The organism is Bradyrhizobium sp. OK095, assembly GCF_900109945.1.
GTDB lineage: Bacteria > Pseudomonadota > Alphaproteobacteria > Rhizobiales > Xanthobacteraceae > Bradyrhizobium.
In genome coordinates, this window is sequence record NZ_FOBX01000012.1 from 183,695 (window position 1) to 206,493 (window position 22,799).

The 22,799-nt window shown below is 64.2% G+C and carries 19 protein-coding genes and 1 tRNA gene; 10 read left to right on the forward strand and 10 right to left on the reverse strand.

Annotated features, from left to right (window positions below; translation table 11 throughout):
• The 3 genes from BMW89_RS28575 to BMW89_RS28585 all read right to left on the reverse strand — a co-directional run bounded on the left by BMW89_RS28575 (position 1) and on the right by BMW89_RS28585 (position 9,121).
• The gene (locus BMW89_RS28575) at positions 1 to 1,743 is read right to left on the reverse strand and encodes an ArnT family glycosyltransferase (RefSeq protein ID WP_092031487.1); all 1,743 of its coding nucleotides are present in this window, start codon (positions 1,741 to 1,743) and stop codon (positions 1 to 3) included.
• A 50-nt stretch (positions 1,744 to 1,793) separates the two neighbouring features.
• A complete protein-coding gene (gene pbpC, locus BMW89_RS28580) occupies positions 1,794 to 3,854 on the reverse strand; it encodes a penicillin-binding protein 1C (protein WP_092031490.1) in 2,061 nt (686 codons plus the stop codon).
• Positions 3,855 to 3,916: 62 nt separating this feature from the next.
• Positions 3,917 to 9,121 (reverse strand): alpha-2-macroglobulin family protein, encoded by a 5,205-nt coding sequence (locus BMW89_RS28585; protein ID WP_092031493.1) that lies wholly within the window; start codon positions 9,119 to 9,121, stop codon positions 3,917 to 3,919.
• A gap of 403 nt (positions 9,122 to 9,524) precedes the next feature.
• On the opposite strand from BMW89_RS28585, the gene BMW89_RS28590 reads away from it, so the two are divergent.
• Both BMW89_RS28590 and BMW89_RS28595 read left to right on the forward strand, forming a co-directional pair.
• Positions 9,525 to 9,601, forward strand: a tRNA-Arg gene (locus tag BMW89_RS28590).
• 531 nt (positions 9,602 to 10,132) lie between these two features.
• Positions 10,133 to 10,351 (forward strand): hypothetical protein, encoded by a 219-nt coding sequence (locus BMW89_RS28595; protein ID WP_244547709.1) that lies wholly within the window; start codon positions 10,133 to 10,135, stop codon positions 10,349 to 10,351.
• 424 nt (positions 10,352 to 10,775) lie between these two features.
• On the opposite strand, the gene BMW89_RS28600 is transcribed toward BMW89_RS28595, so the two are convergent.
• Both BMW89_RS28600 and BMW89_RS38115 read right to left on the reverse strand, forming a co-directional pair.
• A complete protein-coding gene (locus BMW89_RS28600; RefSeq protein WP_092031502.1) occupies positions 10,776 to 12,455 on the reverse strand; it encodes an autotransporter family protein in 1,680 nt (559 codons plus the stop codon).
• A 379-nt stretch (positions 12,456 to 12,834) separates the two neighbouring features.
• Positions 12,835 to 12,984 carry a hypothetical protein gene (locus tag BMW89_RS38115; protein WP_177196381.1) on the reverse strand — a complete coding sequence of 50 codons (150 nt, stop codon included), beginning with the start codon at positions 12,982 to 12,984 and terminating at the stop codon, positions 12,835 to 12,837.
• A 307-nt stretch (positions 12,985 to 13,291) separates the two neighbouring features.
• On the opposite strand from BMW89_RS38115, the gene BMW89_RS28605 reads away from it, so the two are divergent.
• Positions 13,292 to 13,453: a hypothetical protein gene (locus tag BMW89_RS28605; RefSeq protein WP_092031506.1), complete on the forward strand. Its 162-nt coding sequence runs from the start codon at positions 13,292 to 13,294 to the stop codon at positions 13,451 to 13,453.
• Positions 13,454 to 13,763: 310 nt separating this feature from the next.
• On the opposite strand, the gene BMW89_RS28610 is transcribed toward BMW89_RS28605, so the two are convergent.
• From BMW89_RS28610 to BMW89_RS28620, 3 genes are all read right to left on the reverse strand, one after another.
• Positions 13,764 to 14,552: a hypothetical protein gene (locus tag BMW89_RS28610; RefSeq protein WP_092031510.1), complete on the reverse strand. Its 789-nt coding sequence runs from the start codon at positions 14,550 to 14,552 to the stop codon at positions 13,764 to 13,766.
• Positions 14,553 to 14,726: 174 nt separating this feature from the next.
• On the reverse strand, positions 14,727 to 14,957 hold the full coding sequence (locus BMW89_RS28615; RefSeq protein WP_092031513.1) for a hypothetical protein: 231 nt from the start codon (positions 14,955 to 14,957) through the stop codon (positions 14,727 to 14,729).
• 72 nt (positions 14,958 to 15,029) lie between these two features.
• Positions 15,030 to 15,257: a hypothetical protein gene (locus BMW89_RS28620; protein WP_092031517.1), complete on the reverse strand. Its 228-nt coding sequence runs from the start codon at positions 15,255 to 15,257 to the stop codon at positions 15,030 to 15,032.
• Positions 15,258 to 15,521: 264 nt separating this feature from the next.
• On the opposite strand from BMW89_RS28620, the gene BMW89_RS28625 reads away from it, so the two are divergent.
• Positions 15,522 to 15,869: a DUF6481 family protein gene (locus tag BMW89_RS28625; protein ID WP_092031521.1), complete on the forward strand. Its 348-nt coding sequence runs from the start codon at positions 15,522 to 15,524 to the stop codon at positions 15,867 to 15,869.
• A gap of 124 nt (positions 15,870 to 15,993) precedes the next feature.
• Here the strand turns inward: BMW89_RS28625 and BMW89_RS28630 are convergent, their stop codons facing one another.
• Positions 15,994 to 16,239, reverse strand: a complete 246-nt coding sequence (locus BMW89_RS28630) for a pentapeptide MXKDX repeat protein (RefSeq protein WP_092031525.1) — start codon at positions 16,237 to 16,239, stop codon at positions 15,994 to 15,996.
• A gap of 353 nt (positions 16,240 to 16,592) precedes the next feature.
• Between BMW89_RS28630 and BMW89_RS28635 the strand changes: the two genes are divergently transcribed.
• Genes BMW89_RS28635 through BMW89_RS28650 form a run of 4 tightly spaced genes read left to right on the forward strand, consistent with a single transcriptional unit; the run spans position 16,593 to position 19,983 of the window.
• Positions 16,593 to 17,615 (forward strand): TRAP transporter substrate-binding protein, encoded by a 1,023-nt coding sequence (locus BMW89_RS28635; protein ID WP_092031529.1) that lies wholly within the window; start codon positions 16,593 to 16,595, stop codon positions 17,613 to 17,615.
• Complete coding sequence (locus tag BMW89_RS28640; RefSeq protein ID WP_092031534.1) at positions 17,612 to 18,166, forward strand: TRAP transporter small permease; 555 nt, start codon at positions 17,612 to 17,614, stop codon at positions 18,164 to 18,166. The genes BMW89_RS28635 and BMW89_RS28640 overlap by 4 nt, the downstream gene beginning before the upstream one ends.
• Entirely contained in the window at positions 18,163 to 19,521 is a 1,359-nt protein-coding gene (locus BMW89_RS28645) for a TRAP transporter large permease (protein WP_092031538.1), read from the forward strand. The genes BMW89_RS28640 and BMW89_RS28645 overlap by 4 nt, the downstream gene beginning before the upstream one ends.
• A 12-nt stretch (positions 19,522 to 19,533) precedes the next feature.
• Entirely contained in the window at positions 19,534 to 19,983 is a 450-nt protein-coding gene (locus tag BMW89_RS28650; RefSeq protein ID WP_092031543.1) for a hypothetical protein, read from the forward strand.
• A 27-nt stretch (positions 19,984 to 20,010) separates the two neighbouring features.
• Here the strand turns inward: BMW89_RS28650 and BMW89_RS28655 are convergent, their stop codons facing one another.
• Positions 20,011 to 20,700 (reverse strand): GntR family transcriptional regulator, encoded by a 690-nt coding sequence (locus BMW89_RS28655; RefSeq protein WP_092031547.1) that lies wholly within the window; start codon positions 20,698 to 20,700, stop codon positions 20,011 to 20,013.
• A 219-nt stretch (positions 20,701 to 20,919) separates the two neighbouring features.
• Between BMW89_RS28655 and BMW89_RS28660 the strand changes: the two genes are divergently transcribed.
• Positions 20,920 to 21,528, forward strand: coding sequence for a TRAP transporter small permease (locus BMW89_RS28660; protein WP_092031710.1), 609 nt, complete (start codon positions 20,920 to 20,922; stop codon positions 21,526 to 21,528).
• Positions 21,528 to 22,793: a TRAP transporter large permease gene (locus tag BMW89_RS28665; protein ID WP_092031551.1), complete on the forward strand. Its 1,266-nt coding sequence runs from the start codon at positions 21,528 to 21,530 to the stop codon at positions 22,791 to 22,793. The genes BMW89_RS28660 and BMW89_RS28665 overlap by 1 nt, the downstream gene beginning before the upstream one ends.
• Positions 22,794 to 22,799 lie beyond the last annotated feature (6 nt).

The following is a 22,799-nucleotide window of genomic DNA, read 5'->3' on the forward strand; positions in this document are numbered from 1 at the left end:
TTACTCGGTGCCTTCCGAGCGGAAGATCGAGATCGAGATCGCGCGTCCCTGCGAGAAATTATAGCCGTCGATGCGGGTGCCGACCTTGTAGCGCAGCCCGATCGCCTCGGCGCGCTGCACGAAGCTGCGCTCCGAGCGTTGCTCGATCAGCGCGAAGCGGCAGCTCCCCTGCCGCAGGAAATCCGCCGCGCCCGAGCCGTCGGTGAGCAATGTCTGCGTGCCTGTCAGGAAGACGAGGCTCGGCTCGTGATAGCCCGCGGCAGCCGCCTTCGGTCCAACGCAGGTGACGTTGCGAAGCGCGCGCGCGACCTCGATGCTCGGAAACACCGGCGTCAGTGACGGCAGCACGATGCCGTAGACCGTGAATGCGAGCATCAGGGCTGCGACCAGCGCGTTGAGCACCGAGCGCTCGGCGCGATTGGTATCGAACAGCCACCAGGCAAACAGGCCGAAGATCAGCGAGGCCGCGATGAACGGCCAGGCCACGAAGGCCGGCTGCCGCGTCAGCATGACCGCGCCGACCACCGCGATGATCGAGCCGAGGGCGGGGATCGCGAACCACCAGGCCGAGCCGCGCATCAGCCAGGAGCGCGACAGCACGCGCCGCTCCAATGCGCCGACGGTGAGGATTGCGATCGCCGGATACAGCGGCAGCACGTAATGCGGCAGCTTGGTCAGCACCGCCTCGAACACGATCCAGGACGGGATCAGCCAGGCCAGCAGGAACTGCGCGCCGGGCTCGCGCCGCGCCCGCCACACGGCGGGAGCTGCCATCGCCGCGAGCGGCGCGCCCGGCCAGAACGTGATCCAGAACAGCGCGAGGTAAAGTCCGGGCGGTGCGCCGTGGGATTCCTGCGCGCCGATCTTGCTCAGCATGTCGCCGCCGACCGAATCGGCAAAGAAAGCATCGCCCGCGCGCCAGAAGATCGCGATGAACCAGGGCAGCACCAGCACCAGCATCCACATCAGGCCCCAGACGGGGCGCAAGCGCCACAGCCATGAGGCATCGCGGTCCTGGATCGCAAGCGCGATGATGGTCAGGCCTGCGAACATCAGGATCAGCGGACCCTTGATCAGGATGCCGACGGCAAGCGCAGTCCAGAAGATCGCGGGCCAGCTCCAGGGCGGATGGGTCTCGTCCTCGGCGCGTTGCCACGAGAGATAAGCGCGCGACATCGCACCCATCGCAGCGACCACGCAGAACAGCAGCATCGCGTCGGTCTTGGCGAGCCGCGCCTCGACACCCAGCAACACGGAGGCGCTCATCAGGAGCGCGGCGAGCACCGCGGCGCGCCGCGTGACGAAGCCGAGCGCGGTCCAATAGGTCATGAGCACGGCGCCGATCGCACCGATCAGCGACGGCAGACGGTAGACCCAGATGCGCAATTCGGCCTTCGGCAGACCGAGCGCCGAGGCGGTCTCGACCGCAGCCGATTGCAGCCAGTAGATGCCGACCGGCTTCTTGTAGCGGACGTCCTCCTGGAAGCGGATGTCGACATAATCGCCGCTCTCGACCATTTGCTTGGTGGCCTGGGCAAAGCGAGCTTCGTCGCGGTCGACGGGCGGGATGGTGAAGAAGCCGGGCAGAAACAGCAGCAGCGCACACAGCAGCAGGAAAGCCACCGCACGGGCATGGCTGGCCGTGGCGAAGTCGAGCATGGTCACGAGCCGGCTGCCCGGATTCACGGGTGCTTTCGGCTCGCGGGGCGCTCCAAAACGAGGTGCTGGGTAGGTCTCGGCCATTGGTTCCGCTTACGCTGAAACCGTCATTCCGACAACCGGTTGGGGCAGGGTCATTGAATTCGAATGACGACTGTGTCCGCGGCGCCAGTGGCATCGATCACGGTGAGCCGCGCAAAGCCCGGACCGGGCGGATCGATCAGTCGCTGGCGCCGTCCGTCGATCTCGCCGAGCGCTGTCCCGTTAACCATGACAGTCATCGGCAACACCCCGCCGGCGACCTTGACGGGCATGGCAGCGGCCTCCGCCCCGCCCGAGCGATCGACATCGATCCGCGAGCCATTGAGCGGGAACTGGATGTGCAGGGCCTGCTCGCTGCCGATCCGCACCAGTTCCCCGACCGGGCGGAACCGCTTGAGCGGCAACGGCAACTTCGCATTGCTGGCGACCAGGGTTCCCTTCGGCGGCTTCGGCAACGGGACCAGCGTCTTGCCGGTGCGGGCGAAGGCATCGAACAGGATGGGTGCGGCGGCGACCCGTCCGATCAGGCCGGGAACCGGCGCGCCATCGGGCCGGCCGACCCAGACACCTATGGTCATGCGGCCGTCGAACCCAACCGACCATGCGTCGCGATAGCCGTAGGACGTGCCGGTCTTGAAGGCGATGCGATTGTGGGCCGCGTTTTCCGGCGGCGGGGTGCCCAGCAGCACGTTGCCGACCTGCCACGCCGCCACCGGATCGAGCAATCGCAGCGGCTCGCGGTCGTCTTTGGCCGTGACGATCTCGCGCAGCGGCTTGGTGGTCCCAAGCCGGGCAAAGCCCGCATAGAGCTGAGCAAGGTCCTGGAGTGTCACGCCGACGCCGCCAAGACCCATGGCAAGCCCCGGGGCCTCGTCCTTCGGCAGCACCAGATTGCCGCCGGCCTGCCGCAGCCGCGACGCCAGCCGGCTCGCGCCGACGCGGTCGAGCAGCACGATGGCCGGCACGTTCAGCGACAATTGCAGCGCTTTCTTCACCGACACCGTGCCCTGGAAGGTCATGTCGAAATTTTCCGGCGCGTAGGAGCCGAAGCGCACCGGACGGTCGTCGATCAGGCTGTCGGGATGAACAAAACCGTCCTCGAAGGCGAGGCCATAGATGAACGGCTTCAGCGTCGAGCCCGGTGAGCGGATAGCGCGGGTCATGTCGACCTGCCCTGCCCGGCTCTCGTCGAAATAATCGGCCGAGCCGACGCGCGCGAGCACGTCACCACTCTCGTTGTCGACCACGATAATGCCGACCGAGATGTTTTGCCCGAGCGCAATGGCACGGTCGCGCGCCAGCGGCTCCAGCACTTTCTGCAAGCTCGCATCCAGCGTCAGCTTGATGACCGGCGTATCCTTGACGGTCGAGAGCGCGGTGTCGGACGCATGCGGCGCCAGGATCGGCATCGGCTTGCGCAGTTTCGGTACAGGCACGGCCTTGGCCTGCTGCGCATCGTCAGCACTGACCACATACTCCTCGACCATGCGGTCGAGCACGCGATCGCGTGCTTTTCGCGCGGCCTCGGGATAGCGATCAAGCCGGCGCGTCTCCGGCGATTGCGGCAGCGCGACCAGCAGCGCGGCTTCGGCGAGCGACAGCCGCTTCGGCTCCTTGCCGAGATAGGCGATGGAGGCCGCGCGAATGCCTTCGAGATTGCCGCCATAAGGCGCGAGCGCGAGATAGAGATCGAGGATCTCAGCCTTGCTCATGCTGCGCTCGATCTCGATCGCGCGCACGATCTGCCGCAGCTTTGCATGAAGCGAGCGCTGCCGCCGCGGCTCCATCAGGCGTGCGAGCTGCATCGAAATGGTCGAGCCGCCCGAGACGATGTGGCCGCGCGTGGTGAGCTGCAACGCGGCGCGGCCGAGCGCGAGCGGATCGAGACCGTTATGCGCGTAGAAGCGCTGGTCCTCGTAGGCGAGCAGCAGTTTGAGATAAGTCGGATCGACATTCGCTTTTGTCTCGACCGGCAGCCGCCAACGTCCGTCCGCCATCGCATAGGCGCGCAGCAATTTTCCGTTGCGGTCGACGATCGTGGTGGAGACCTGTCGCGCCTCGTCGAACGGCAGCGGGCCGAGGGAGTAGACCCAGCCGACGAAGCCGACGATGGCGAGGATGAACGTGAGCGCGAGGGCAGAGAGGGCGCACATAGTCGCGCGCCCTGCTCTGCTGCTGTGGTTCCGAGAAACGCGATCAGCCTCGCTCATCTCACTCACTTCGCAGCCCGCACCTCGACATTGCCCGTGCCCGTCCGGCCATAGCGCGAGGGGTTGTACATGTCCTCGACATAGGCCTGCGGCAGCACGTATTTGCCGGGCGAGACCGCGCGCACGACATAGGCGACGGTGAAGACCGCCTTGGAATCCGAGGCCCGATCGACAGCTGCCGTGAAGCGGTCGTCGCGGAACTCGGTATCCTCGGGCTCCTGGCCGTCCTCGATCCAGCCCAGCGTGCCGCTGTCACCCGACGACACCAGTTTCGGATTGTCGATCTCGAGGCCTGCCGGCAGATAGTCGGACACCATGATGTGGCCGTACTCCGGCTTGGCCTCGGTAATCTTCAGCACCACCGCAAAGCGGTCGTTCTGCTTGACCTTGCTGATATCGGCGGGCTTGCCGTCGAGCGTGAAGTAATTGCGCTCGATCTTGAAGCCGTTCGATGCCGCCGGCTCCGGCGTCACCGGCGAGCCCGACACCGAGATCACCGCCTGAATCGGCGCATCGCCGGTGTTGGTGATCTTCAGCGGCTTGCCGCTCAGCGTATCCGCCTTGTAGCTGCGATAGAGCGCAGTCTTGACCGACTGACCGTCAACCTCGATCGAGAGGTTTTCCTTGGCCAGCGCGCGTGCCGCCAGCACCAGCCACGCATTCTCCTGCGTGGAGGTGTAGGGCGTCAGCCCGCGCGCAGTCTCGACGCGGGTCACAGCCTGCGTCAGCGTCGCCTTCGGCGCGTTGCCCTCGCTCGCAAGTGACACCAGCGCCGCGGCATCGCGAAGCTGCGAGCCGTAGTCGGTGCGGCCGAACTCCAGCACGGGCTTTGGCGCGAGGCTGTCGAGCGCGGCGCCATAGACACGCTCTGCGCGGTTGCGGTCACCGACCAGTGCCAACGCGGCCGCAAGCTGCGACTTCGCAATTGGGGTTGCGAGGTTGCTCAGCTTGGTATCGGCGAGATAGCGGAGATCGCCGATGGGAGCTGCACCATTGCGGGCGAGCACGTAGAGGCCGTAGGCAAGATCGCGCCCGCCGTCCTTCTCCGGCTCGTTGCCGTTGACGACGGAGTTGCGGATACGATCCAGCGCGGTCTTGAACAGGACATCAGGCACCACAAAGCCCTTTTCGCGGGCGCGGGTGAGGAAGTCCGTCACGTAGGCGTCGAGCCAGGCATCGTCGCCGCCAGCCGACCACAGGCCGAACGAACCATTGGAGCCTTGACGGGCCAAAAGCCGCTCGATGGCGTCGCGGATGCGCTGGTCGACCTCGGTGTCCATGGCGAGGTGCGCGCCCGCCGCGAGGTCGTTGACGTAGAGCAGCGGCAGAGCGCGGCTCGTGATCTGCTCCGAGCAGCCATAGGGATAACGATCCAGCGCCTTCAGGATCGTTGCCGCATCGAGCGCGGTCGACAGGCTCGCCGAGACCGAGACGCTGCCGGTGCCCGGCACCAGGTCGGCGAACATGTCCGAGGTCAGCGTCAGGCTCTCGCCCTTCGCCAACGTCCGGATCGAGCGCCGTGCCAGCACCTGCGTCGCCGCCTTGACGTCGAGCGCATAGTGACGCGCCAGCGCCAGGCCGTTCGGCCCCTTGATGTCGACGTCGAGTGTGGCCTGCCCCGCCGCTGTCGCGTCGACCGCGAGCGAGAAAGAGTTACGCTGCTTGGCCGCGAGCTTGACCGTTGTGGCCGGATTGCCGGTCATCTTCACCGGGCCACCCGTCTTCACGTTGATGACATAGTCGCCGGCTTGGCCCTCGACATTGTCGATCTCGAGGTTGACCGTGCCATGGTCGCCGTTGAGCAGGAAGCGCGGCAGGGTCGTGGTCAGCACGACAGGGTCGCGGATCACGACGTCGGTGTTGGCGCGACCGAGTTTTGTCGCAGTCCACGCCACCACCATCACCCGCGCGGTGCCGGCGAACTCGGGAATGTCAAAACTCACCTCAGCAGTGCCGTCGGCGGCAACCGTGACGATGCCGGAATAAAGCGCGAGCGGCTTCTGCGCCGGCGGTGAGCCTTGCAGCTCGGCGGCCCCGGCGTCACCGCCGGACTTGATCTGGCCGCGCGTGCCCGACATGCCGTCGATCAGTTGCCCGTAGAGATCGCGGATCTCCGCGCTCAGGCGGCGCTGGCCGAGATAGTAATCATCCGGCGCCGGCGGCTTGTAATTGGTGAGGTTGAGGATGCCGACATCGACCGCTGATATGACGATTTTGGCGTCCTCACCCGGATTGAGCCCGTCGAGCTTGACCGGGATCTTCAGCGTCGCGTTCGGCCGGATCAGCGCCGGCGGCGACAGCTTCACCTGGAGTGTGCGGGTCTGTTTGTCGATGCCGAACCACTTTAGCCCGATCGCGCGACCCGGCATGCGTTGCGCAGCCGCATCGAGCGGACGGCGCAGCGTCGCCACCACATAGGCGCCGGTGCCCCAGTCCTTGCCGACCGGCAGTTTTACCTGCGCGGTGCCCTCCTTGACGTCGATGCTCTGCGTCGTCAGCAGGCGGTCGCCGAGCACGTTGATGGTGAGCTTGCCCGCCGAGCGCACGTTGATCGACACGGTCATGATGTCGCCGGAAGCGTATTGCGGCTTGTCGATCGAGGTCTCCAGCAGGTCCGGCGTGTCGGCGCTGCCATCAGAGTACCAGCCGACGTCGAACTGCACCGAGGTCACCGGACCGTCCGCATCGTTCGACTTCACATCCAGCCGGTAGCGGCCAGGCTGCGGCGTGAACGAAATCCGCGACGGCTTGTCAGCAGCAATCGTGACATCGCCGTCAGAAACGCGCGAGGTCGACTTGACCGGCTCGTAATCCCAGTAATTGTTCTGGCGATACCATTGGTAGCGCGACTCCATCTTCAGGAGCTCGTAGCGCAGGCCGTCGCGGCGCAGCTTCTCGCCCTCAGGCGAGACGAACACCACGTCGAACTCGGCCTTGTCGCCCTCGGCGACGTTCTTGTCTGCAAAGAGCGGCTTGATGCCGATCATCGCGTTGGCGGGCGCCACCGGCAGCACCAGCTTGCGCTCGACGGCGCGTCCCCCCGTCTCGACCATGCGGACGAAGATCTGAGCCTCCTGCGGACGCGTCGACGCCGGCTGCTTCTCCAGCGTCACCGGGAAGGTCGCAACGCCGTTGGCGTCGGCTTCCGGCAAATTCTCCAGCGGCGTGCGCTCGTTCGAGGTGGTCTCCTCGTCGGCAACGCCGAACTGATATCCGGCAAAACCCGGGCGCGCGGCCGCAGGCGCAATCAGCATGTCACCTTCGAGCGCAAGGCCCGAGGCCGGCGCCCCATAGAGGAAATGGCCGTCCGCCTTAAGCTCCACTGGAGCGTTAGCTTTGATCAGCTTGTCCTTGGCGGACAAGTCGAATTCAATCCTGTCTGGCACGTAGTCCTCGACCAGGAAGGAGGTCTCGCCGACCGAGGCGCCCTTCGGATCGGTAAAGGCGCGTACGCGCCAAGTGCCGGTCGGGACGGCCGAATTGAGCGGCACGGACAGCGTGCGGCCGCCGGCGCCCTGGTCGGCGAGCACGGCACGGCGATATTCGACGCCATCCGGGCGCTCGATCACCAGCGTCATCGGCCCACCAGTGACGGCATTGCCCTGCCCGTCGCGCAGGAGCGCGGTGAGATAGACGGTCTCGCTGGAGCGGTAGACGCCGCGCTCGGCATAGACGAAGGCATCGGCGCCGGCAGGCACTGCGCGGCCCGCAACGCCGCGGTCGGACAGGTCGAAAGCGCTGGTCTTGAGGCTCAGGAAGGCATAGTCGGCCTTCTCGCCCGTGACCGTGAGCATCGCCGGCGACAGGCCGCCCTCGCCGCGCGCGAGGCCCGCCTCGAACAGCAAATGACCGGAATCGTCTGTCTTGCGGGTCGCCAAAATCTCGTTGTTACGCGCGACCAGCCGCACCTCGGCCTTGCCGACCGGATCGGTCGAGGCCAGCGAGTTCACGAACACATGGATGCCGTCATTGCCGGAATAGGCGGTGACACCAAGGTCGGAGACGATGAACCATTGGGTGGCGAGCTGATTGTCATCGTCCGAGCCCGGGCCTTTGGCGGCGGCCGTCATCACGTAGACACCTGGCTGAAGCTCGCCGAGCGCCTGATCGACCGGGAATGCGGTGGTGACGTCCTGGTTCAGCGTCATCGCGGTCGCGAGCTCGCCGGTCCAGACCTTGGTGCCGCGCTCACCGCCGAGATCGCTGAGCTGGTATTTGGACAGCGTCTTCTGAAAATCGCTGTCGACCACCGTGTTGATCAGATTGCGATCGCCGATCCGGAAAACGTTGATGTTGACCGCGGGCGTGTTGACGCTGACCACGGGAATACCGCGTTGGCCGGTCCTGGGCAGCACATAGGCGCGGCTGGTGAAGCGCACGAACGGCTTGCGGTCGCGGACATAGACGTTGAACTCGGCCGATTTCGGCAGTCCTTCCTTGACGGTGGACGGCAGGCCGGCGCGCAGATTGATGTTGTAGCGCTCGCCATGCTTCAGCCCGTCAACGCAGAGCTGCTTGCCCTCGGCCGACAGCGCCGGCTTGTCCTGGCCTGCTAGCGCAAGGAACGGTGCAAAGTCGGTGCGCTTGGCGAGCTCTTCCGAGAACTGGAAGCAGGCGCGCGGGCTCGCCGAGTCCGAATCCACGGTGTAGTCGAGCAGCCGGAAGCCGTGCTCGTCGCGCATCTTCTCATATTGGCCGCGAACGTCGGCGACCTCGCGCATATCCAGCGACAGCCGCAGCGCGTCCAGCGCCGGCCGCCACAGTTTTCGCTCGGCCAGCGATTTTCCGAGCACCGCGAGCGCATCGGCCTCCTCGCCCGGATTGCCGGCGCGCTGGTAGGCGATATAGGCGGCGGTCGAGGCACGCTCCAGCAGGAAGGTCTGTTCGCTCGAGTTTTTCGTCCAGATCTGGGGAATCACCTTGGCGAGCCGCAACCAGTTGCTGGCATCCTCCGGCGTGGTCGCGGCAATCTGGCCGAGCACCGACAGGCCCGTGCGGTAGTCATTGCGGCGGAAGGCGGCGTCGGCGTCGGTGCGCAGCGTCGCGCTGGTCTTGGCGACCGGCCCGGCCTCGCTCTTGATCTGCGCCTCCAGCTTGATCGCGGAATCAGCGAGATCGTCGCGCTTGAAGGCTTTGTCGGCGGCCTGCGCGACCGAAAGGCCGAACGCCAGCGCGGCGCAGAGTGTGACGGCGCGAACAAGACCGATCATGGATGGACTCCCGGAAATCGCGGACAAGCGCCGCGGCAGCATGAAATGCTCGGAAAGGTGACGGACTCAAGGCGATGGAACCAAAGGTGCAAATCGTCGCATTCGCCATAGCAAGGCAAGCCCAAAGAAGACCGGTCAAGATATCGCCGCGCACGCCGTCCTGATGGCGCAGCAATATGAGACCAGCCGTCCGGCGGCCGTGTCCCGGAAGCTGATCAGCGTTCCCGGCGATGTGAACCATCGTCCAGTCCGCTGCCGCTCAACCCGGCACCCTGACACCCCACCGTTCCGCTTTGTCGCTTTAGATGCGAAAACGGTTCGGTTCAGGCTTGGCGAAAGACCAGATTTTTCATATTGGCATGGTAGATGAACGGCCGGGCCGCCAACTTGGGCGGCTCAAGACGGTCCCGTAGCTCAACTGGATAGAGCATCAGATTTCTACTCTGAGGGTTGCAGGTTCGATTCCTGCCGGGATCGCCATTCAATTACAGAATCACCATTATAGGGGTCCCTCACGTCAGCTGCGCGCCAGCTTCTGCAACGGCTGCGGCATCGCTGCAGTCGCTGCGAGCTTGATGGTGCCTGGCGTGCAGCAGATGGGATCACCGGATCTCGCCGGTTGGGTTAAGCTGATCGCCTTTGGAAGCATCGGACTGAGTGTAGGGCTGATATTTCATTCCATCGGCCGCGCCTACCTTCTCAGAATCAAGGAATAACCGGCACCACCTAGCCGTTGCATCTTTCCCGCCGCGATGGACGTTGCAAGGCAGACACTGCGACGCTTTACAACGCAACGACGAATATCCGCGTTGCTGAAAGCGAGACGCGAAGCCGAGCAGCAGGCGCGAACCACAGGGCCCCGCTCCGACGCTCACTTGAAGAATCGTCGCACTTCACGAACGCGTGGGGTAACCATACTCCGCCCTTTGAACCGTCAAGATGCCCCCTATCTAAGCGGCGGGCGAATTGCGCCCGATAAGGACTCCAATGCTGCCGACCGAGTGGACGAGAATGGCTATCGCATCCGCGGTGGCAATCCTCGCAATGTCGTACTTGGCCATCGACGCAGGCGTCGTGAACACCGGTGTGGTCACAAGGCGTATCGAGGTTGCGAAGGCTTCGATTGCGGATGCCGCGGCGAGTCAGTATCAACTCGCCTTCGCTGTTCAGGCGTGGACACGGCAAAGCCAGCAGAAGCCGCATTTGGAAGAATGCCTGGCGATCGATTGATCCAGGCGCGGCACCAAATCAGCCCGCCTCCCAGCCGGCATTTCGCTTGTTCACGGTCCGACTCCGCTTCGTTCGCAAAGCACGAATCGTAACCGCGAAAATCGGGGCCGCACACTTCTTAATGCTGCGTTTCGCTCCGCTCGATCCCGTTCAGGAAGAAGCGGGCGGACTCCCTGTGCTCGCGCGACGCCAGTGGCGGCGAACCGCGGCACGACAAAATGCGCAAGCCGCGTGGAACGAGATCACCACCGGCGCATTGGATGCAGCGAAACACGGTGGTGCCGACCTGCCAGCCCCCGGTCGGCTTTGAAGGGCCCCGTGCTTGTCCTGCGAGCACGGGGCTTTCTCATGCGTCCCACAAACCAAAGGCGCGAGGCGAGCAATGCCCGGCCTCGCGCCTTGAGCCCCCGGCGAGCGCCCGCGCTTACCAGGTGTAACGAATGCGGCCCGTGCCGGAATAGGTCTGGGAACGGTCGCCGAATTCACCGTCGAACTTCACCAGGAACGAGACGCCGCTTGCCGTCCGCCACTCGGCGCCGCCCGTGGTCAGAGCGAGGTCACGCGCAGGCCGCGTGCCGAACACGGTGAACGCGCCGCCGCCGCCGAGACCACCGAGCCCGACGAAGCCCATCGTGCCCGACGGGTTGCTGATCTCGTCATGGGCATAGGCGATCTTGCTGAACAGGTTGAGCTGGCCGCCGGCATCGACCGGCACGACCTTGTCAGTGCGCAGACCGACTTCGCCGCGATACGCCGTTGCGGTGCGGCCTGCGACTGCGAGCGCCAGTCCGGCGCCGCCACCCATCGTTGCGGTTTCGGTGATGTCCCCGGTGCGATAGGCCTGTCCCTGGATCGCGCCATAGGGCGTCCAGTTCACGGTCCAGTACTGGCCGACCTTGTAGCCGCCTTCGATACGACCACCCCAGCCTTGTGCGTTGTAGTCGGCTTTGAACTGGTCCACGCCCACGATCGTGGAACGGGACGTGCCAACCCAGTAATTGGTGTAGGTCGCAGCCGCCGAGATGTAGCCGGGGCCGATGCCGTACTTGCCGTAGATGCCGGCCATGAACGTATCGCTGGTACCGCCGCCCTGCCCGCCGCCGACCACAGTCGGTGACACCGACCAGTTGATGTTGCCGCCCGCGAGCGAGAAGCCGATCAGCGTGTCCGGCGCGAAGCGATAGTCCGCACCGGCCGCGACGCCGCCGACGCGGGTGTAGATGTCGGAAGTCCCGGCAGCAGCGATGCCACCCGTAGAGTTGGCGCCGCCGAACGCCGCGCCCCAGACATCCCAGCGCGGAGCATAGACGGCCACCGGCGGCGGTGCCTTCATGTAGGCGCCGAAAGCCGAGCGTACGGCCGGCGGCACCGGCTTCTCACCGGAGTAATTCAGCGTGCCGGTCGTCGTGACCTTGTTGGTCGCGAACGGATCGGTCAGCAGCGAGAGATAGGAGTTGCCGAGCTGGAACGCGCCCGTCTGCGCCTGGACGATGTTCTCGCCGGTCGTGCCGCCCGAGAGATAGGCCTGCATCGCCAGATCTTCGGCAATGTTGCTCCATCCGGTCGTGAACAGATTCGCGAAGGTGGGGCCGTTGTTCTGGAATACGAACTGGCCGTTCGGAATCGCCGTGTTGTTGGTCAGCGCGCCCCATCTTGACGAAGCGTTTGGAGCGCCGCCCTGGAGGTTCGACGTCGACAGGAAGAGCACATATTGCTGACCGGCCGTCAGCGTGATGCCGCCGGTATTGACCGTGATGGGGGTGAAGCCTGCGCCGGCGGCCAGATTGATCGTGCCCGAGCTGAACAGCGCAGGGCCGATAATGCGTTGGTTCGCTGTGTCCCACTGGTACACGAACGCCTGCGAGGCGATCGGCGCGGAGGCGAAGCCGACCTGGAAGGTGAAGGCGCTCAGCCGGGTCTGCGCCGCGGTCGGCGTAAACGTCTGGCCGTAGGTCGCGGTGTTGGTCACGCCGTAGGACGAGATGAAGCTCGACCCGTTCCACTGCGAAATTGTGTCGATGCTTTGCGCGTTTGCAGACGTTCCCAGTGCGAGAAGAGCTGCGCTGCCGAGCCAGATGGCTTTGCGAGTCCCTGAAGACTTCATTCCCAGTCCCCCCGTAAAAATTCCGAGAAAACGAATGAACGGCTATCAATATCGAGTCACCAAGCAATACGGCGAACGGGGGAGGACGGGCAATTGCTGTTCGGGTTCCCAGCAACGATTGGCAATCAAGTGTGCTCCCAAAACAACATAATTAGGCAACTAGACGTATTTTGACATTGAAATAACTGGGTTTTTTGTCCTATCGATGATACTCGCAACAATCCGGCGACGCACAACGACAACATGTGTCGCGCACGGCCGCACGTTGCGGCTCCGAGCCGACGTCCGCGCCGGCGACGATGACGGCGCCTGACTCAATTGCGTTTGTCCGAAATTCAAGGCCGGTAGCGGCGGGCCGGCGGTCATTGCCTGAGTGCGATTAGTCCGCCGGCTCGTCGCGCCGATCGCGGGCGAGCTGATGCCAGGCCAGGGCCAGTTGGATGAGGCGTTGCCGGTCGGGGCCTTCGGATGCCGCGGCGCGCTTCATCGCGGCCTCGGCCTCGTGCTGAGGGTCGTACTTGATACACATAAGCCTCACCCTAGCCGGCCGATATGGACAAACGGATGGCAATTTCGTCCGTATGATTGCGGTGTCATTTCCCGGCAACGCGGACCCGGTGATCGCGTTCAATTCCGGTGAAGCTGATCGCCCACGGGCAGCCGTGAATGGTGTGATTGTTTCCGGACGTGTCTCGCACGAAAAGGTGAGATCAAACGTCATTCAAACGGATCTGTGAATTGCGTCACAGCCTGCGTCCGGCGTCTCCGCTAAACAGCGCCTAACACTCGCAAAGGCGCGAGCAGACACATGGGTTGTCTTGGGTGGTCTTGCCGTCATGACACAGAAAGCAGCAACCGAGGCGCAGGTCCCGACACCGCGGGAAAGGTCCGACCTGTTCGGCGTCACTTTTCTTGCGACCATCGGCATCGTCATGCTGGCCTGGATCGGAGGCCTGGTCTGGGGCGCGATGGCGTTCTTCAGCTGGCTCGTGTCCTGACGCGCGCGGCTGAGCGCCGCGGATCATGCGCTAAAATAGGTAGTGCACCACCTGCGCCAGCTTGATCCCGCCGCAAACGATCATGGCCCACAACGCCACGCTGATCTGGATTGCATCCAGCATGTCCCACCTCCCCGGCGAATCTTGTCCCGACGTTTTTTCTTTTGAGATTCGCCAGAAGCGGCAACGAGCGCCAGCGTTAATTTGAGGCAATTGTTGTGCGCCGCCGAACGCGACAGCTGCGTCAGCGCCACGACAAAAGAGGCGGGCTTTCGCCCGCCTCTCCGTTCTCAATTTCAAGCTCGGAAGCTCAGTAGCACGCGCGCGGATCGGCCTGCACATACTGGCCGCTCGGATAGCGGTAGTAGCAATTGCCCTGGGCCAGATAGTAGCCGGGGCGCGAGGCCGCCGTCGCGCCGGCAATCGCGCCGGTGGCGCCGCCGATCACGGCGCCTGCGGCTGCGCCCGAAGCGTTGCCCGAGATCAGACCGCCCAGCACACCGCCGACGATGGCGCCGCCAAGCGCGCTTGCACCGGGATCAACCGGCGGAGGTGGCGGCGCGTAGGCGACCGGAGGAGGACCAGGGGCATAGGCCACCGGCTCGTCATCGTAATAGTCCTCCGAAATGTAGGCGGGCGGGCCTTCCATCCGCTGCGGATAATAATACCAGACGCCGCCGACGTCCCACCACCAGCCGGGGCGGCCGTTGTGGACCTCGTGGCGCCAGCGCCCGCCATCCCAGGCGAGATTGCCGCGATAGGTATGTCCGCCCCAGTCGCGCGCCGGTGCGGGGCCCCTGGCGTAATTGCGGCCGGGCTGCGGGCCACCAACGGCACGGGGGCCAGGACCAGGACCGGGACCCGGGCCGCCGGCGTGAGGCTGGCCACCGGGCTGCGGACCGGGCCTGATAGCCTGCTGCGGCGGCGGACCCTTGTGCATGTTCTGATTATTCTGGGACGGCGCGCCTGCGCCCTGCCCGTGCGGCGGCTGGCCGTCGTGCCTCGGCGGCCCTGAATCCTGTGCCTGCGCCGAGAGCGCAAGCAATGACATGGCCGAAACCAAGGGAATGATGATCTTCATGCGGCTGGACGCACTCATGCGTGCTTGACCCCTACTCTCTCGATTGCCGTGGTCCTCAGCGCGATAGACGATTCGTCTCGCGTCGGGGTGATGCCGGCTAATATAACTGACCTGTTTTGGTCGGCTAAGTCCCGTTACAAATGCTTAAGATCACGGCAATTTTTCGGCTGCACGGGCTGCGCTGGAGCGCTTCTAACGGGCCGGCTCGATCACGTTGCAATTGCGCCGCCCCGACATCAGGCAGTCCTGCATCTTGCTGGCGGCGGTGAGATCCCGGGCAAGCCACCAGCCGACGCCGAGGATCACAATCGCGATGATCAGCCCGGCGATGGCGCCGCGGCGGTTGTCACCGGATCGAGGTTTTGGCGGGGATTTGGGCTTCGTGCCCGGTTCGGGCTCGGACTTGGGCATGGACTTGGGCATGGCTGACTGGATCACAGACGCTGGCCGGCTTTATCACCTCTGCGACCTGGCGTCACATCCCGCTCAGAGAGTTTACCCCCGGGTCGGCCGGATCAGATCCTTGCGCGAGGTTTCGACCGCCGGGGTCGCCCGCGGTGCGCAGGTTGTGAGCACGAAAGCGGTCTGGGTGCACTCCCAGTCGGCGCCCAGAACGGCGCTGTCGATCGGCTGCGGACGGGCAAGCAGCAGCGCAGCGCCAGCCACGGCCGCCACCGCAAGGGTGATCGCGAGCGCCTTCAGGCTCAGTCTTGAGATCGTCATGCCCGTGCTCCGTCTCGTACCGGGACGGACGCTAGGTCCCGCCCCTGTGCTCCCTTATGAGGGACATCACAATTCGGCAGTTTTTCCGGGCTACGAGAGATCGTTGGGGGCGATTTTTCGTCTACCTGATCGGCTGCAATATCTATGGCTTTGCGGCGCGCGTGGATGTACACGCATCTGCGTCGCGCGGCGCCCGCTATGCCCAGCCGACGTACCAACACGCAGTTATGTAGGACTGAAAGCGAGGATGACAAGGTTCGTTCGATGAGTGGATTCAGGGAACCAGGATTCTCCGACCGGCAAAAGGCCGCTCAGGAAGCACGCAAAAATCTTTTGAACAAATTCAAATCGCAGCCGGGTCACGACGATCCGGAGGTGGTGGCACGTCGTGCCGAGCGCGAGGCGCTCGCGGCCAAGCGCGCCGAGGCAAAGGCCTCGCGCGAAGCCGAAAAGGCCGAGCAGAAGCGCGTCGCGGAAGAAGCTGCAGCTGCGGAAGCTGCGCGACTTGCGCGTGAGGCCGAGGAGGCGGTCGCCAAGGCGGCTGAGGCCGAGGCCGATCAAAAAGCCAAGCGCGATGCCCGCTACGCAGCCCGCAAGGCCAAGCGCAAGTAACGTTCTCTAGTAACGTTCGATTGAATTTGAACTGAAGCGCCATTTTCGGGGCGGTCCACGTGACCGCCCCGAGCATCTGCGCGCGCGCCTACCGGCGCAAACGCTACGCGCCGCCGGTAGAAGATCAGTTCTTCTTCATCATCCCGTCGTCCTTCTTCATCCCGTCGTCTTTCTTCATCCCGTCCTTCTTCATGCCGTCGTCCTTGGACATGGTGTCTTTCTTCATGCCGTCCTTGGACATCGTGTCCTTCTTCATCATGCCGTCGTCCTTGCCCATCTTATCCTGGGCGAAAGCGGCCGGCGCGAGCGCGAGGCCAAGCGAGAGAACGGCAGCAGAGACGCCGAGCGCGATGCGGGTGCGAATGGTCATGGATCATCTTCCCTTCGGGATGGTGTTTGTCAGCGACGGACGCCGCTATTTAATCTCGACGGATTGACCGCCAGCGTTGTTACGCCGGCACCGATAAATTTCTGCGGGCTGCTGCCGTCCACGTATTCGCCGCAATCGCGTCCGCGCATGGCGCCGCCCATTTGCAGCAGAATGGATGGCCAGTGTGCAGCGCAGCAAGGCCGGCCCTTGCCGCGGCATTCGGTCTCGAACTATCAGATGAGAGAATATCGCCTGTAAGACCGGCTAGGATGGGCCCAGCGTCGATCTTGCACGACCTGACCCAAATCACACCAACAAGAACCGCTCAAAGAAACGTTCAAGGGGATCACACCATGCTCACGCGTCGCCATCTGATCGCAACCGCCGTCGCCGCACCCGCCATCCTCCGTTTTAGCACCGGCACCGCGCATGCCGCGACCACGCTGAAGATCTCGCATCAATTCCCGGGTGGCACCATCGACAAGGGCGATTTCCGCGACCGGCTCTGCCGCATGTTCGCAGCCGAAGTCAGCAAGCGCAGCAATGGCGACATCGCCGCCGAGATCTATCCGAACTCCTCGCTGATCAAGACCAACGCGCAGTTCTCCGCGATGCGCAAGGGCGCGCTCGACATCTCGCTCTATCCGATGCCCTACGCCGGCGGCGAATTGCCGGAGACCAATATCGGCCTGATGCCGGGCCTCGTGACCACCTACGACCAGGGCATGCGCTGGAAGAAGGAGCCGGTCGGCAAGGCGCTGACCGACTTCCTCGCCGACAAGGGCATCATCCTGCTCTCCTGGGTGTGGCAGGCCGGCGGCGTCGCCAGCCGCTCCAAGCCGATCGTGTCGCCGGAAGATGCCAAGGGCATGAAGGTGCGCGGCGGCTCGCGCGAGATGGACATGGTGCTGCAGACCGCGGGCGCTTCCGTGCTGTCGGTGCCGTCCAACGAAATCTACGCGGCGATGCAGACCGGCGCTTGCGACGCCGGCATCACCTCCTCCACCAGCCTGATCTCGTTCCGGCTCGAAGAGGTCGCGAAGTCGCTGACCTCAGGCGCCGGCGCCTCCTACTGGTTCATGCTGGAGCCGCTGATGATGTCGAAGGCGATCTTCGACAAGCTGCCGAAGAACCAGCAGGACATCCTGCTCGCGGTCGGTGAGGAGTTAGAGGCCTTCGGCCGCAAGGGCGCGCAGGATGACGACGTCGAGGTCGCCAAGGTCTATGAGAAGGCCGGCGCAAAAGTCTCGGTGCTCGATGCTGCGACCGTCGGCAAGTGGCGCGACATCGCCCGCGACACCGCCTGGAAGGACTACGGCGCCAAGACCGCGACGGCTGCGACCCTGTTGAAGCTCGCCTCCGACGTCGCCGCATGAGCCACGGTCCGCTTCCGGATCGTGGCCACCAGTCGACCGCTGCCGCAAGGACGGGCCTTGCGGCGGCGATCGATCGCGGTCTCGCAATCCTCAACACCATTATCGTCGTGTTCGCCGCGATCGCGCTGATCGCGGCCTGCGCAATCCTGAGCTACAGCGTGCTCAGCCGCGCGCTGTTCAAGGCCGCCAATTACTGGCAGGACGAGGCCGCAGTGTTCCTGCTGGTCGGCGCCACCTTCATGACGGCCGCCTATGTGCAGCAGAACCGCGGCCATATCGGTATCGAGGCGTTTGTCGGCCTGCTGTCGCCGCTCGCCAACAAGATCCGGCTCTGGCTGGTCGATGCCGTGACGTTCCTGTTCTGCGCCTTTTTCACCTGGAAGTCCTGGACGCTGGCCCATGAGGCCTATGTCGACGGCCAGGTATCGAACTCGATGTGGTCGCCGCCGCTTGCCATTCCCTACTCGCTGATGGCGCTTGGCATGAGCCTGCTCTGCGTCCAGATCCTCGTGCAGCTTGCGCTGCCTTTCGCGGGAGCCAAGCGTCCATGAGCGTTTTCGGTATCGGCATCGCCTACGGCATCGCGACGCTGGTCGTGATGTTTTCGGGCATGCCCATTGCGTTTGCGCTCGGCGCGGTCGCGGTCGTGTTCATGGGCATCTACATGCCCGCCGCTTCGCTGGATACGGTGACGCAGAACGTCTACGAGGAAATGGCCTCGATCACGCTGCTGTCGATCCCGCTCTTCATCCTCAAGGGGGCGGCGATCGGCAAGTCGCGCGCCGGCCAGGATCTCTATTCGGCCCTGCACGCCTGGCTGCATCGCGTGCCCGGCGGCCTTGGCGTCGCCAATGTGTTTGCCTGCGCGCTGTTTGCGGCAATGGCGGGCTCCTCGCCCGCGACCTGCTCGGCGATCGGCTCGGCCGGCATCCCCGAGATGCGCAAGCGCGGCTATTCCGGAGGGTTTGCGGCCGGCATCATCGCCGCCGGCGGTACGCTCGGCATTTTGTTGCCGCCCTCGATCACCATGATCCTGTTCGCAGTGGCCGCCGAAAAATCGCTCGGCCGGCTGTTCCTCGCCGGTATCGGCCCGGGCCTGCTGCTGGTCTCGCTGTTCGGCACCTATGCCGTGATCCGCTTTCGCCAGGAATATGCGGCGGCCGAAGCGATCTACAAGAAGGGCGGCCCCGAAGCTGCGATCCTCGCCCGCGACGAATACACGCTCGCCGAACGCTTCAGCGTGCTGCCGCGCGTGCTCCCCTTCGTGCTGCTGCTCACCGGCGTCATGATTGCGCTCTATGGCGGCTATGCCACGCCGTCGGAGACGGCCGGCCTCGGCGGCCTGCTCGCGCTGGCGCTGATCGCGGTGATCTACAGCGTGTGGCGGCCGAGCGACCTTGCGCCCATCCTGAAATCGACGATCCGGGAATCGACCATGCTGATGATGATCATCGGCATGTCGCTGCTCTACTCCTACGTGATGAGCTATCTGCACATCTCGCAATCGGTCGCCGAATCCGTCGTCGCGATGCACCTGCCGCGCTGGGGCCTGCTGTTCGCGATCCTCGTCATGGTCGTCGTACTCGGATTCTTCCTGCCGCCGGTCTCGATTATTCTCATGACCGCGCCGATCATCCTGCCGCCGCTGCGCGCCGCGAATTTCGACATCATCTGGTTCGGCGTGGTCATGACCATCGTGATGGAGATGGGGCTGATCCATCCACCCGTAGGCCTCAACATCTTCGTCATCCGCAACGTCGCGCCGGATATTCCCCTGAGCGAGGTGATCTGGGGTACCCTGCCCTTCGTGCTGCTGATGATGCTCGCGGTGCTGCTGCTGTGCTTCGTGCCGGGGATATCGACCGCACTGCCGGACCTGGTGATGGGGCCGGACGGCAGCAGGTAGCGGGAGAAGCCGTTGGCGCAGGGCGGTCCAGGCACCGGCTTCTATCTCATTCTCGCCCTCGCCCTGTTTGGGCCGTTCGCCATTGGCTCGTTGGCCGGCGTGACGTTCACGCGTCTCATCAAACGTCGCGGCTGGCAGCCCCAGGTGATTTCGGTGTGGCCGATTTCCGTGATGTTCGGGACGCTGGCCTATGTCGTCGCGCCGGCATTGCTGTTTGCCGTGCTCTCCGCGTTCGCAGGTTCTCATCCGCTGTCGTTCTTGGCGGGACTGGCGCTGGCCCTGTTCTACACGTGGCCGGTCTGGCTGCTGATGGGGCCGATCTTCTACATCTACGTCGTCTATCTCAAGAACCGCCGGAAGTGGCTGAGAGACTCGACGGTGGTTTATCTCTCGGCCATTGCTCTCACGTCCGAGTGCGCTTTTCTGTTCTGGTACATTAGCGGCACATTGCCCCCCTATTGAGGCATCGTCGTCTCGTGCCTGCGACCGCTACTCGCTCTTCCGCCGCGCCTTCGGCGCGATCGTGCTGCCGGCGACGACCTGCAACAGGTCCTTGCGCACGGCCTCGATGTGCCGTTCCAAAAATCGGCAGGCGTCCTCGACCTTCTGCGCGCGGCAGAGCGCGATCAGATGGGCATGCTCCTTCTCAGCTGTCCCCATCGCCTTGGTGTTGGAGAGCTGGAGCCGCGTATAGCGGTCGCTGGTCTGGAGCAGCGACAGCACGATCGTGCGGGTGCGGGGCTGCGGGGCGTGCACATACAGCGCCATGTGGAAGTCGGCGTTGAGCTGGCCCCATTCGCTGACGTTGCGCGCCTTGATCGCCTTCTCGAAGTGCTTGTGGATGTCGTCGAGCCCGTTGAAATCATCGGCGGTGAAACGCGGCGCCGACTGCGCCAGCAGTCGCGGCTCCAGGATACCACGCAGGTCGAACACGTCGTTGATCTCATCCAGCGACAATTCGGAGACGATGGCGCCCTTCTGCGGAACGATCCGCACTAGCCCTTCGGCCTCGAGCTGAAACAGTGCCTCACGCACCGGAATGCGGCTGACGCCATAGGCCTCGCCAAGCGCGTCCTGTCGCAATTGCGAACCGGCCGGATAGGTGCCGTCGAGGATCGCCTGCCTGAGCTGGTCGACGATCGCAGCCGACAGCGTGCGATGCTTCAGAGGCTGTTTCATCTGACCTTCTGTTGTCCTTCCCGACTCATCGGCCGATGCGGTCCCTCTCTTGCATGATGGGAGCGCCAGCAAAAGCCAAGCACCAGTGCCTAGCAAAAGCGCGTCCTGCCGCCGAAATGACCGCAATCTCCGTTTGACAGGCAAAATGTATAAATTATACATTTGCCGATAGCACGATAAATTTCCGGGGTTGGGGCCTCTTTCATGATCGAGCAGACGATGCCGGCGCCGCGCGCGCTCAGCCTCCGACGGACGGTCGTCCGCGCGTCCAGCGCCCTTCTCGCCGTCGAGCGCCTCGCGCTGATGGGCCTGATGTACCTCCTCACTGGCCTGATCCTGGTGAACGTCGTCACCCGCTACGCGCACTTCCCGATCTACTGGATCGATGAATCCGCGGTCTATTGCGTGGTCTGGCTGACCTTCATCGGCGCCTCCGCGATGACGCGGCTGCGGCTCGACTTCGCGGTGACGATGCTGACAGAACGTCTTTCGCCACAGCACCAGAAGATCGCCAAGGCGATCTCGACCAGCCTCGTCGTCGTGTTCGGCGTCGCGCTGATCATCACCTGCGTGCTCTGGATGGATCCGATCGGACTGGCCGTCGCCGGCTTCGACGGGCGCAAGCTCGCGGCCGAGACCTTCAACTTCATCTACACCGAGCACACCCAGACGCTGAACTGGCCGACCTGGGTGCTTTACCTGACGCTGCCGATCTTCGCGGTGTCGATGACCGTTCACGGCCTCGCCAATCTGCTGGAAGATCTCGAGCTGGTCCCGCGCACGCCACTGAGGGGCTTTCAGCTCTCCGAGCTCGACGGGGTCAACTGATGATCACATCGGCAGCCTTTCTCGCGATCATGCTGGTCGGCGTGCCGATCGGCCTCTGCCTGTGCCTCGCCGGCCTCGTCTACATCGCCGCGTCAGGCAATCCATTGCTGTTCCAATCCTATCCGCTCCAGCTCTTCGGCGGCGTCGACAGCTACGGCCTGATCGCCATCCCGCTCTTCATCCTGATCGGCGAGATCATGAACGGCGGCGGCATCACCCGTCGCATCGTCGACATGGCGATGGCCTTCGTCGGTTCGCTCAAAGGCGGGCTCGCCTACGTCAACATCCTCGCCAACATGTTCATCTCCTCGATCCTGGGATCTGCCACCGCGCAGGTCGCGATCATGGCCCAGATCATGGTCCCCGAGATGGAGAAGAAGGGCTACGACAAGACCTTCGCGGCAGGCCTCACCGCCTATGGCGGCATGCTTGGCCCGATCATTCCGCCGTCGGTGATGTTCGTGGTCTACAGCGTGCTGGCGCAGGTCTCGGTCAGCGACATGCTGATCGCCGGCATCGTGCCGGGCGTCATCCTCACGGTGATGTTCTGCGTCGTCATCGCGCTGATGGGATACGTCTACAACTATCCCCGCGCCGACTATCAGACCCCGCGCCAGCGCGTCATGACGATCCTGCGGACATCGCCGACCCTGCTCATTCCCATCGTCATCGTGGGCACCATTCTCAGCGGTCTCGCCAACGCAACGGAATCCGCCGCAATCGGCGCGGTCGCCGCAGCGCTGGTCGGAAAGTACTGGACCAAGGAATTTGAGTTCTCCCAGCTGCCGCAGATGATGCTGCGCAGCGGCATCTATTCGGCGATCGTGCTGTTCCTGGTCGCGGCCGCAGCCGTGTTCTCCTGGGTCCTGATCTTCGGCAAGGTGCCGCAGGAAACCGCGGCCTGGATCCAGACGGCCGCCAAGGACCCGATCAGCTTCATGCTGATTTGCAACGTCATCCTGCTGGTGATCGGCACGGTGATCGACGGCATTCCCGGCCTGATCATGACCGTGCCGATCCTGCTGCCTGTTGCAACCGACGTCTACCACATCGATCCCCGGCATTTCGGCGTGGTGGTGGTGATCAACCTCGTGCTCGGCCTGCTGTCGCCACCGGTCGGGCTCTGCTTCTTCGTTGCAGCCGCCGTCACCGGCGCCAAGCCGGGCAAGATGTTCATCGTGACGCTGCCGTTCTTCGTCATCTCCTGCGTCCTGCTGGTGCTGCTCTCGCTCTACCCGTCGCTCTCGCTGATCCTCATCAAATAGGCCCGT

Excerpts from the sequence above, each read along its gene's own strand:
- BMW89_RS28615 (WP_092031513.1), bottom strand. The coding sequence starts at position 14,957 with ATGCCCAAGTCCATGCCCAAGTCCGAGCCCGAACCGGGCACGAAGCCC.
- BMW89_RS28660 (WP_092031710.1), top strand. The coding sequence starts at position 20,920 with ATGCCGGCGCCGCGCGCGCTCAGCCTCCGACGGACGGTCGTCCGCGCG.
- BMW89_RS38115 (WP_177196381.1), bottom strand. The coding sequence starts at position 12,984 with ATGTGTATCAAGTACGACCCTCAGCACGAGGCCGAGGCCGCGATGAAG.
- BMW89_RS28610 (WP_092031510.1), bottom strand. The coding sequence starts at position 14,552 with ATGAGTGCGTCCAGCCGCATGAAGATCATCATTCCCTTGGTTTCGGCC.
- BMW89_RS28600 (WP_092031502.1), bottom strand. The coding sequence starts at position 12,455 with ATGAAGTCTTCAGGGACTCGCAAAGCCATCTGGCTCGGCAGCGCAGCT.
- BMW89_RS28665 (WP_092031551.1), top strand. The coding sequence starts at position 21,528 with ATGATCACATCGGCAGCCTTTCTCGCGATCATGCTGGTCGGCGTGCCG.
- BMW89_RS28595 (WP_244547709.1), top strand. The coding sequence starts at position 10,133 with ATGGCTATCGCATCCGCGGTGGCAATCCTCGCAATGTCGTACTTGGCC.
- BMW89_RS28620 (WP_092031517.1), bottom strand. The coding sequence starts at position 15,257 with ATGACGATCTCAAGACTGAGCCTGAAGGCGCTCGCGATCACCCTTGCG.
- BMW89_RS28630 (WP_092031525.1), bottom strand. The coding sequence starts at position 16,239 with ATGACCATTCGCACCCGCATCGCGCTCGGCGTCTCTGCTGCCGTTCTC.
- BMW89_RS28635 (WP_092031529.1), top strand. The coding sequence starts at position 16,593 with ATGCTCACGCGTCGCCATCTGATCGCAACCGCCGTCGCCGCACCCGCC.
- BMW89_RS28575 (WP_092031487.1), bottom strand. The coding sequence starts at position 1,743 with ATGGCCGAGACCTACCCAGCACCTCGTTTTGGAGCGCCCCGCGAGCCG.
- BMW89_RS28605 (WP_092031506.1), top strand. The coding sequence starts at position 13,292 with ATGACACAGAAAGCAGCAACCGAGGCGCAGGTCCCGACACCGCGGGAA.
- pbpC (WP_092031490.1), bottom strand. The coding sequence starts at position 3,854 with ATGTGCGCCCTCTCTGCCCTCGCGCTCACGTTCATCCTCGCCATCGTC.
- BMW89_RS28625 (WP_092031521.1), top strand. The coding sequence starts at position 15,522 with ATGAGTGGATTCAGGGAACCAGGATTCTCCGACCGGCAAAAGGCCGCT.
- BMW89_RS28640 (WP_092031534.1), top strand. The coding sequence starts at position 17,612 with ATGAGCCACGGTCCGCTTCCGGATCGTGGCCACCAGTCGACCGCTGCC.
- BMW89_RS28645 (WP_092031538.1), top strand. The coding sequence starts at position 18,163 with ATGAGCGTTTTCGGTATCGGCATCGCCTACGGCATCGCGACGCTGGTC.
- BMW89_RS28655 (WP_092031547.1), bottom strand. The coding sequence starts at position 20,700 with ATGAAACAGCCTCTGAAGCATCGCACGCTGTCGGCTGCGATCGTCGAC.
- BMW89_RS28585 (WP_092031493.1), bottom strand. The coding sequence starts at position 9,121 with ATGATCGGTCTTGTTCGCGCCGTCACACTCTGCGCCGCGCTGGCGTTC.